At 60.5% G+C, this 8,564-nt stretch carries 12 protein-coding genes, 1 tRNA gene and 1 other RNA gene; 6 read left to right on the forward strand and 8 right to left on the reverse strand.

Translation table 11 applies throughout. From position 1 onward, the window contains the following. Positions 1-297 (forward strand): hypothetical protein (locus tag H0V34_00065; GenBank protein MBA2490150.1); only part of this gene is annotated, 297 nt, incomplete at its 5' end. Between the two features lie 20 nt (positions 298-317). Next, entirely contained in the window at positions 318-1,136 is an 819-nt protein-coding gene (locus tag H0V34_00070; protein ID MBA2490151.1) for a sulfurtransferase, read from the forward strand. Between the two features lie 79 nt (positions 1,137-1,215). Here the strand turns inward: H0V34_00070 and orn are convergent, their stop codons facing one another. After that, complete coding sequence (gene orn, locus H0V34_00075; protein ID MBA2490152.1) at positions 1,216-1,761, reverse strand: oligoribonuclease; 546 nt, start codon at positions 1,759-1,761, stop codon at positions 1,216-1,218. 190 nt (positions 1,762-1,951) lie between these two features. On the opposite strand from orn, the gene H0V34_00080 reads away from it, so the two are divergent. The 3 genes from H0V34_00080 (at position 1,952) to H0V34_00090 (ending at position 4,034) form a co-directional block, all read left to right on the forward strand. Further along, on the forward strand, positions 1,952-3,202 hold the full coding sequence (locus H0V34_00080; GenBank protein ID MBA2490153.1) for a M48 family metallopeptidase: 1,251 nt from the start codon (positions 1,952-1,954) through the stop codon (positions 3,200-3,202). A 15-nt stretch (positions 3,203-3,217) separates the two neighbouring features. Further along, on the forward strand, positions 3,218-3,529 hold the full coding sequence (locus H0V34_00085) for a cytochrome c (protein MBA2490154.1): 312 nt from the start codon (positions 3,218-3,220) through the stop codon (positions 3,527-3,529). A gap of 154 nt (positions 3,530-3,683) precedes the next feature. Next, entirely contained in the window at positions 3,684-4,034 is a 351-nt protein-coding gene (locus tag H0V34_00090) for an HIT domain-containing protein (GenBank protein MBA2490155.1), read from the forward strand. A 98-nt stretch (positions 4,035-4,132) separates the two neighbouring features. Here the strand turns inward: H0V34_00090 and recR are convergent, their stop codons facing one another. The 6 genes from recR to H0V34_00120 form a co-directional block, all read right to left on the reverse strand. Continuing rightward, positions 4,133-4,732, reverse strand: coding sequence for a recombination protein RecR (gene recR, locus H0V34_00095; protein ID MBA2490156.1), 600 nt, complete (start codon positions 4,730-4,732; stop codon positions 4,133-4,135). A 118-nt stretch (positions 4,733-4,850) separates the two neighbouring features. Then, the gene (locus H0V34_00100; GenBank protein ID MBA2490157.1) at positions 4,851-5,174 is read right to left on the reverse strand and encodes a YbaB/EbfC family nucleoid-associated protein; all 324 of its coding nucleotides are present in this window, start codon (positions 5,172-5,174) and stop codon (positions 4,851-4,853) included. A gap of 31 nt (positions 5,175-5,205) precedes the next feature. Beyond that, entirely contained in the window at positions 5,206-6,870 is a 1,665-nt protein-coding gene (gene dnaX / locus H0V34_00105) for a DNA polymerase III subunit gamma/tau (GenBank protein ID MBA2490158.1), read from the reverse strand. A gap of 104 nt (positions 6,871-6,974) precedes the next feature. Beyond that, an RNA gene (ffs, locus tag H0V34_00110) (signal recognition particle sRNA small type) lies at positions 6,975-7,071 on the reverse strand. Between the two features lie 35 nt (positions 7,072-7,106). Next, positions 7,107-7,197: transfer RNA gene (locus H0V34_00115), tRNA-Ser, on the reverse strand. 82 nt (positions 7,198-7,279) lie between these two features. Beyond that, the gene (locus tag H0V34_00120) at positions 7,280-7,609 is read right to left on the reverse strand and encodes a DUF1820 family protein (GenBank protein MBA2490159.1); all 330 of its coding nucleotides are present in this window, start codon (positions 7,607-7,609) and stop codon (positions 7,280-7,282) included. 318 nt (positions 7,610-7,927) lie between these two features. Here H0V34_00120 and H0V34_00125 point away from each other — a divergent pair, with 318 nt between their 5' ends. Further along, the gene (locus H0V34_00125) at positions 7,928-8,284 is read left to right on the forward strand and encodes a CbiX/SirB N-terminal domain-containing protein (protein ID MBA2490160.1); all 357 of its coding nucleotides are present in this window, start codon (positions 7,928-7,930) and stop codon (positions 8,282-8,284) included. Between the two features lie 52 nt (positions 8,285-8,336). Here H0V34_00125 and H0V34_00130 read toward each other — a convergent pair. After that, the coding region (locus H0V34_00130) for a hypothetical protein (GenBank protein MBA2490161.1) at positions 8,337-8,564 on the reverse strand (228 nt) is incomplete at its 5' end.

The following is an 8,564-nucleotide window of genomic DNA, read 5'->3' on the forward strand; positions in this document are numbered from 1 at the left end:
CATCGTGCGCACCACAAGCGGCTGCAGCGCGCGCGGCATCGCATCGATCTGCTGCTGGGCGAGATCGAGGAGTACTACAGCAACTTCAAGATCACCGGCAATCTGATCGAGATGCGCAACCTCGCGCTGGTCGCCGATCTGACCATACGCTGCGCGCTGCAGCGCAAGGAAAGCCGCGGCCTGCACCATATCCTCGATTATCCCGACACTGACCCCAAGCTAAACGGCGTCAATACAATCCTGGAACCCGGCGTCGATGCGCCTGATGACCGCGCGCCCGTACGCACGGCCGTATAAACCCCGGTATGCAGCTTCGCATGAGCGAGTTTTCGACCGACTACCTGATCGAGCCCGCGGCGCTGGCAGTGGGTCTGACGGATACCGACCTGCGGGTCGTAGACGTCTGCAAGACCGAGCAGTACGCGCAGGCGCACATCCCCGGCGCCGTGCATGTCGATTACGCGCGGCTGGTGTTTTCGCGCCGGCCGGTGGCTGGTTTGTTGCCTGACGTGGGCTACTTGCAACAATTGTTTTCATCGCTGGGGCTGACACGTGAAGCGCGCGTCGTCGCCTACGACGACGAGGGCGGCGGTCACGCGGCGCGGTTGCTATGGAACTTGGCGGCGTGCGGCCATCAACGCTATGCACTGCTGAATGGGGGTCTGCACGCCTGGGCCAATGAGGGGTATCCGCTGCAACGTGAGCCCGTAACCCCCGAAGCGAGCAACTATCGTGTGAGCACTAACTGTGAGATCGTCGCTGACCGCGCGTACATCGAGGCGCGCCTGCGCGATGAAGGCACCCGCCTGCTCGATTGCCGCAGCTTTAAGGAATACGCGGGCGAGGACAAGCGCGCCGCGCGCGCGGGTCACATTCCGGGGGCGGTAAACCTGGACTGGACGGAAGCCATGGACATGACCCGCAACCTGCGGCTGCAGCCGCCTGAGGCGTTGCGGGGCAGACTTGCGGAACTGGGCATTACTCCCGAGCGCGAGATCATCACGTATTGCCAGACGCACCATCGATCGGCGCACACCTGGCTGGTACTCAAGGCGTTGGGTTTCGAGCGCGTGCGCGGTTACCCCGGCTCTTGGTCGGACTGGGGCAATCAGCCGGACACGCCCGTAGAGAGCTGATCGATTTCAGGACCAATCAAGTCTAGCGTGCGCGCGGCCGTCGCTGGCGGCGGCGTCGATCACCAGGTATCGAGATCAGTCAAAGCCGTAACCAGTGTTCGCGGTAGTAGCGCAACTCGGCGATCGAATCGTGAATGTCGTCCAGCGCGCGGTGGCTCGAATCCTTGGAAAAGCCCTTCGCCACCTCCGGCGCCCAGCGTCGCGCCAGTTCTTTCAAGGTGCTGACGTCCAGGTTCCGGTAGTGAAAATATGCCTCCAGCTCCGGCATGGCGCGCGCCATGAAACGCCGGTCCTGGCATATGCTGTTGCCGCACATGGGCGACCGGGTCGCCTCGACGTGCTCGCGCAGAAAGTCGATGGTCGCGGCTTCCGCCTCGCGCTCGTCGACCTGACTGGACTTTACACGGTCCAGCAGCCCCGACTTGCCGTGCTGACTGACATTCCACGCATCCATCTGCGCGAGACATTCGGGAGGCTGGCGAATCGCGAACACCGGACCTTCGGCCAGCAGGTTAAGTTCCTTGTCCGTGACCACGGTGGCGATCTCGATAATGCGATCCCGTTCCGTATCTAGGCCGGTCATTTCGAGGTCGACCCAGATTAGATTGTCGCACGCTTGTAACATATGGAATGGGCTCCGCATGATTGTTGCAGCGGCCGGATCGGCCTCGCCTGCCCGCAATGAACTACGACTCTTTTGTACGATCCCAGAGACAACACATGACCATCGCAGTTGCCCGGCATTCTAACAAAAGGGTAAGCTGTTGACAGATTCCCGCGGGATCGTAGCCGCGGACGCCAACCGGATTGCCGCAATGCATACTTTCACCCTGATTTTCCTGTTCGCGCTGGGATTCTCGCTCGCGCTGCGCCTGTGGCTCGCGCAACGGCACGTTGATTTCGTACGGCGACACCGTAACCAGGTGCCTGACGAATTTCACGGCAGCATGCCGCTGGACTCGCATCAGAAAGCCGCTGACTACACCGCCTCGAAAACGCGCTTCGGCATGCTCGACGCTTGTGTGGATGCGTTGCTGTTGTTGATCTGGACCTTAGGCGGCGGGCTTAACCTTGTCGATCAGGCGTGGCGTTCGCTGGGTGCTGGGCCGTTGTTCGGCGGCGCTGGCGTCATCGTGAGCGTATTGCTGATCTGTGCCGTGCTCGATCTGCCAACGTCGATTTATCGCACCTTCGCGCTGGAGAAGAGTTTCGGTTTCAATCGCACCACCGTAACTCTGTTCGTAACCGATTTGTGCAAGAGCGCGACGCTGGCGCTGATTATTGGCGCACCGCTGATTTTACTGGTGCTGTGGCTGATGGAGAGCAGCGGTGATTACTGGTGGCTTTACGTATGGGCCGTGTGGACCGCTTTCGGTTTCCTGATGACCTGGGCCTACCCGACCCTGATCGCACCGCTGTTCAATAAGTTCTCGGCGCTGGACGACGTTGACTTGCGCAACCGCATCCAGCAGCTGCTGGAGCGCTGCGGCTTTCAAAGCAAGGGCGTGTTCGTGATGGACGGCTCCAGACGCTCCGCGCACGGCAACGCGTATTTCACCGGCGTCGGGCGCAACAAGCGCATCGTGTTCTTCGACACGTTGATGGAGACGCTAACGCCCGCGGAAATCGAATCTGTGCTGGCGCACGAGCTGGGGCATTTCAAACGCAACCACGTCAAGAAAAGGCTGCTGTTCATGATGGTTTACAGCCTAGCCGCGTTGGCGCTGCTCGCGTGGCTGATGGAGCAAACCTGGTTTTACAGCGCGTTAGGTGTCAGCGAACCATCGGTTTACATGGGCTTGCTGCTGTTCATGATGGTGGGTCCGGTGTTCGGGTTCTTCACGAGACCGTTCATGGCCTGGTGGTCGCGCAAGCACGAATACGAGGCCGACGAATTCGCCGCCGAGCAGAGTGACGCGCGCAGTCTGGTGACCGCGCTGGTAAGCTTGTATAAGGAAAACGCGAGCACCCTGACACCCGACCCATTGCATTCCGCGGTATATGATTCACATCCGCCCGCCGCGCAGCGGATCGCGCACCTGGCCGCCATGGGCCGCAGCGCCTGATCGATCGGTACACGCGTGCCAACGAAGCTTCTTGCCATCCTGTTCCCCGCGCTGCTCATGGCAAGCGGCGGAACAAGCGCAGCGCCACCGGATTTCGCTCAAGGGCGAACGCTGCACAACGCGAATTGCACGGCCTGCCACGGCAACATGACCGGCGGTGACGGCATCACGTTGTATACGCGCAGCCCGCGCCTGGTGAACTCGACGCCGCACCTCGCAAAGCGCGTCCGGTATTGCGCGTCCGGCGCTCAACTGCCGTGGTCGAATCAGGATATCGCCGATGTCGTTCTTTATCTCGACCGCCAGTTTTACAACTTCGACAGGTAAGTCAGACTGCCGCTGTCGCGGCGCCGCGCTCGTCGATCGCAACGCATGAGGTTATCGTCCAGACGCATGCGGGGCGCCGCGTGCTACCGCGGCGCATAGTCAATAAACCAACATGGGTTAACAAATCCACTCGTAACCTTGCCCGGAATCAGCCATGCCAGAAGAAACCATTTTCAGCAAGATTATCCGGCGGGAGATTCCCGCGACCATCGTGTATCAGGACGATCAGGTGACTGCCTTCAACGATATCGACGCCAAAGCGCCCACGCACATTCTTATCGTTCCCAACACGATTATTCCCACTGTCAACGACGTGACGGCGAAGCATGAGGCGCTGGTAGGTCACATGGTCGTGGTTGCCGCGCATCTGGCGCGCGAACAGGGCATCGCGAACGATGGCTATCGGTTAATCGTCAATTGCGGCGCTCACGGCGGTCAGGAGGTTTTTCATCTGCACATGCATCTGCTGGGCGGCCGGCCACTGGGTCCGATGCTGGCCCGCTAAGCAGGCGCGGCGCAAGCCCGCTTTGCCGTTGTTGATCTTTTTCCCCGGATAATGACAAAAGCCATAAAATCCACGCGCACGGCGTGGCTTTAAAATCGTCATGCGTAATCGCGACGTCCGCTGAATGCGTGTGACAGGGTTGAACTATCCAGGTATTCGAGTTCCCCGCCCACCGGCACACCCTGCGCGAGACGCGTGGTTCTGATATTTCGCTTTCGTGCCATCTCGCCGATTACGTGCGCGGTCACTTCGCCTTCGACCGTGGAAATGGTCGCGAGAATGACTTCCTTTATTTCACCGCCGTCGAAGCGCTGTTCGAGCCGTTCCAGACCCAGCTCTGCGGGACCGATGCCGTCCAGTGGCGAAAGACGTCCCATCAACACGTAATACACACCGCGGAAGTCGGTGCCGTGTTCTATCGCCATGACGTCGGCCGGCGACTCGACCACGCAAATCACCTCCCGGTTGCGGCTCTGATTCGCGCAGACGCGGCATACGGTTTGCTCAGTCAGGGTGCGGCACTGCTGACAATGACCGATCTTTTCAACCGCCTCCCGCAGCCGATCGGCAAGGTTCAGCGCACCTGGGCGATTGCGTTCCAGCAACTGAAACGCCATGCGTTGCGCGGTCTTGGCGCCTACCCCCGGCAAACATCTGAAGGCATCAATGAGTTGCTGCAACAGGGAAGGATCCGACACGGCGTTCACTTATTAACGTTCATTGGCCATACGCTCGGTAGTCGCGCGCGGTGAACCCGCCATCGATTCACGCCCATGAATGCCAATTAAGTTCAACGTCAATAAGGGATTAATGCGACTAGAATGGCAGCTTCATGCCGGGGGGCAGGCTCATGCCCTGCGCCAGGCCGGCGAATTTTTCCTTGATAGCCTCGTCCACTCTATGCACCGCATCGTTGATGGCGGCCGCCACCAGATCCTCGAGCATGTTCTTGTCGTCGCCCGTCAGGCTGTCGTCTATCGATACTCTTCTGACCTCGTGCTTGCCGGTCATCAAGACGCTGACCAGACCGCCGCCGGATTCGCCCCTGACTTCCATGGCCGCGACTTCTTCCTGCGCTTTGGCCATGTCCTGCTGCATCTTCTGCGCCTGCTTCATGAGATTACCGATTCCGCCTTTCATAGATCCTCGCTAATTGGGTTTCGCTCTTGGGTCAGTCCTGCTTGATAGGCCGCACCGAACCGGGCACGATTTCGGCGGCGAAATGTTGCTTGAAAGCCTGCACGGTCGCATCCGCCTCGATCGCTGCATCCGCCGCCCGCTTAAGTTCCGCACGGTCATGGCTGGCGAGCTGCGCTGGTGTCGCCGCGGCATGTTCGGCAATTTCAATGTGCAACTGTTGCGGCCGGCCCAGATAATCGCTCAACGCCTGACGCAAACGTGTCTCGGCGTTACTGGTGCGAATCTGCGCGTGGCCGGCTTCCAGCACCAGCCGCACTTCGTCGTTGGTAATGGACAGGAGACTGCAATTGCTGGCCAACGCCGAGGCCACACCGTTGAGGTTCAGTGCGCGCGCCAGTTGCGGCCATTCATGATCACCCGCCTCCGCAACACTGGCCTCCGGCAAACTTTCGGATTCCTGGGGTCCGGGTTCGGGTGAGGGTTCCGTGGCGGCGCCCTCGGGCACTTGCGCTGCCTGTCGAGTCGGGCGCCCCCTGTGCGCGTCACGCGCTTGCGCCGGCGCTCGCGCGGCATTGTTGGCCCGCTGTTGCGCGATCGCCGGCTGTGGCTGGGGTAAAGGCCTGAAACTCAGCATACGCAACAATACCATTTCGAGGCCGTCCCTGGCCTCGGTAGCGAACGGCAGATCGCGTCGCCCGACTAACGCAATCTGATAATACAGCTGAACATCCGCCGGACTGAGCCTGCCCGCGAGCTCCGTCGCAAGCGCCGCGTGCGGATCATCCTCATCAATCGCGCCGGGCAGTGCCTGCTCCAACGCGACCCGGTGCAGCAGCGACACGAGTTCGGCCAGAACCCCGGCAAGATCTACGCCCTGTTCGGCGAGTTCCGCGATGGCCCGCAAGCCGGCTGCCGCATCGGCGTCCGCAATCGATCGGGCCAGCTTGTGCAACTGTTCGCGCGGCACCGATCCCAGCATTTCGCGCACCGCCGCTTCGCGCACCTCGCCGCCACCGAAGCCGATTGCCTGATCGAGAAGGCTCAACGCGTCGCGCATGCTGCCATCCGCCGCCCGCGCGAGTTCGATCAGCGCGCCGTCGTCCGCGGGCACCTGTTCCCGCTCCAGCATCTGGCGCAAATGCAGGCGTATTTCCGGTGCCGGCATGCGCTTGAGGTTGAACTGCAGGCAGCGCGACAACACCGTCATCGGCAGTTTTTGCGGATCGGTCGTCGCCAGCAGGAACTTCACGTGCGGCGGGGGTTCTTCCAGGGTTTTGAGCAAGGCATTGAAACTGTGCCCGGAGAGCATGTGCACCTCATCGATCAGATACACCTTGTAGCGACCGTACGCGGGCGCGTACTGAACGTTGTCCAGCAGCTCTCGGGTGTCTTCGACTTTGGTACGCGAGGCCGCGTCGACCTCGATCAGATCGACGAAACGGCCGCCGTCTATTTCCCGGCAGGCGTTGCACTGACCACAGGGTTCGGAGGTGACGCCTTGTTCGCAATTCAGGCACTTGGCGAGAATCCGCGCGAGCGTCGTCTTGCCCACGCCACGCGTGCCGGTGAACAGGTACGCATGGTGCAGACGGCCCTGCTTCAAGGCGTTCATCAGCGCCTTCAGCACATGGGCCTGCCCGACCATTTGCGCGAACGTTCGCGGACGCCACTTGCGCGCCAATACCTGATAACTCATGACGGATCGCGCGTTATGGTTGGTTTGATCGGATGATTCGAGAACGGTGCGCGCTCGACAGAGCCGGCCGGGCACTGGACCGGATCATACCTAATGGCGGCGGCCCGCACCAGCCGCACCCAGGCACCCGAATCGATTGTTACCGTTGCTCCCTTCCGGGCCTGGCGGGATTCACAATTTAGCGTTGCGGGGAGACCGGCGCGGGCCACCATTGCACTTGGAAACCGAGGACAAGTTGGCGGAGAGGGAGGGATTCGAACCCTCGATACGCTATGAACGTATACACACTTTCCAGGCGTGCTCCTTCGACCGCTCGGACACCTCTCCAAAAATTGCTACTCATTTGAACTACCGAATTGCCCACCCTGGCAAACTTTCTAACTGCATTACCGTGCGATATTCCGTCCGCTTAGCTCTTGCTACCGCCGGGCGTGTAAAGCGGTGTGGGGAACATGGCGACGTTGGCGCCGGGTTCGCTGATCTTGGCTACACCCTGCTTTTCCACCTCGTCGATGCGCACCACCGCGTGCATCGGAACATGCGTGCGCTTGACGGACTCGAACTCGGTTTTCAGGCGTTCCTCGCTGGGATCGACAACCACCGAAGCGCGTTCGCCGAACACCAGCTCTTCGAGTACGACAAAACCGAACAGTTCGCCCTGATATACCCGGCGCGCGAACACTTCGTAAATCTTCCCCTGGTTGAAAAACACAACCTTGTAAATGGTTTTTTTTGGCATTTTTACGAGTCAGGCCATAATCGTCAGGCAGAGCCTGAGGTCAGGGCGTCCAATGTGGCAACTTCATATTGACCATTTTGTTAATAGTCCTGCGTCGGTACATCGGGATGCGAAGGTGAGTCGATGGAAGCCCCTAACAATGCCACGGTGGGTACGTTCAGTCAAAGCCGCGCGTGTCATGGCAGTGGTGGTGGCGTCCCTCTTGTCACGATCCGCCGCACGCGATACGCCGCGAACCGTTCAGATCATTTCCCTGCGGTGCTATCATGCTGACCTGCTGCATATTTGAACCGTACTCTTGAAGAACCACGAAGAATCATGCAAAGCCTTATCCTCATTGCACACGGCAGCCGGCGGCCGGAGTCGAACGCGGAAGTACAAACGATTACGGACGCACTGCGCGGGCGCGTGGCCGATCGATACGATTACGTGGCGTGCAGCTTTCTGGAGTTCGCACAGCCGACGATTGGCGCGGCTATCGATGACGCCGTACGCGCCGGACGCCGCAGGGTCACCATCCTTCCGTATTTTCTGGCCAGCGGCAACCACATCGTGAAAGATGTGCCGGCGATGCTCGACGCGAAGAAACGGGAATATCCGCACATCAGTATCGACATGAAACCGTATATCGGCGCCGCGCCGGGCATGATCGAACTGCTCGCGTCCGCCGTCTAGGCCGGCGCTCCTGGCTGGCAGCTCAATTACGGATTAGACTGCGAGCTTGCCGTCAATCCGCGGCCTGCCGATTGCCGGTCAGCTCGGCCATGAACAGCCAGGTCTCGACCACCGAATCGGGATTCAGCGACACGCTATCGATGCCCTCGTCCAGCAACCATCGCGCGAAGTCCGGGTAATCCGACGGCCCCTGCCCGCAAATCCCTACGTATTTCCCCGCCTTGCGACAGGCGCCGATGACCTGATGTATGAGCGCCTTGACCGCCGGATCGCGCTCGTC

This window comes from Gammaproteobacteria bacterium, assembly GCA_013696315.1.
In the GTDB taxonomy this organism is placed as follows: domain Bacteria; phylum Pseudomonadota; class Gammaproteobacteria; order JACCYU01; family JACCYU01; genus JACCYU01.

Coding starts and splice junctions, on each gene's coding strand:
- H0V34_00070 (MBA2490151.1), top strand. CDS start 318: ATGAGCGAGTTTTCGACCGACTACCTGATCGAGCCCGCGGCGCTGGCA.
- orn (MBA2490152.1), bottom strand. CDS start 1,761: ATGTTACAAGCGTGCGACAATCTAATCTGGGTCGACCTCGAAATGACC.
- H0V34_00080 (MBA2490153.1), top strand. CDS start 1,952: ATGCATACTTTCACCCTGATTTTCCTGTTCGCGCTGGGATTCTCGCTC.
- H0V34_00090 (MBA2490155.1), top strand. CDS start 3,684: ATGCCAGAAGAAACCATTTTCAGCAAGATTATCCGGCGGGAGATTCCC.
- H0V34_00100 (MBA2490157.1), bottom strand. CDS start 5,174: ATGAAAGGCGGAATCGGTAATCTCATGAAGCAGGCGCAGAAGATGCAG.
- dnaX (MBA2490158.1), bottom strand. CDS start 6,870: ATGAGTTATCAGGTATTGGCGCGCAAGTGGCGTCCGCGAACGTTCGCG.
- H0V34_00120 (MBA2490159.1), bottom strand. CDS start 7,609: ATGCCAAAAAAAACCATTTACAAGGTTGTGTTTTTCAACCAGGGGAAG.
- H0V34_00125 (MBA2490160.1), top strand. CDS start 7,928: ATGCAAAGCCTTATCCTCATTGCACACGGCAGCCGGCGGCCGGAGTCG.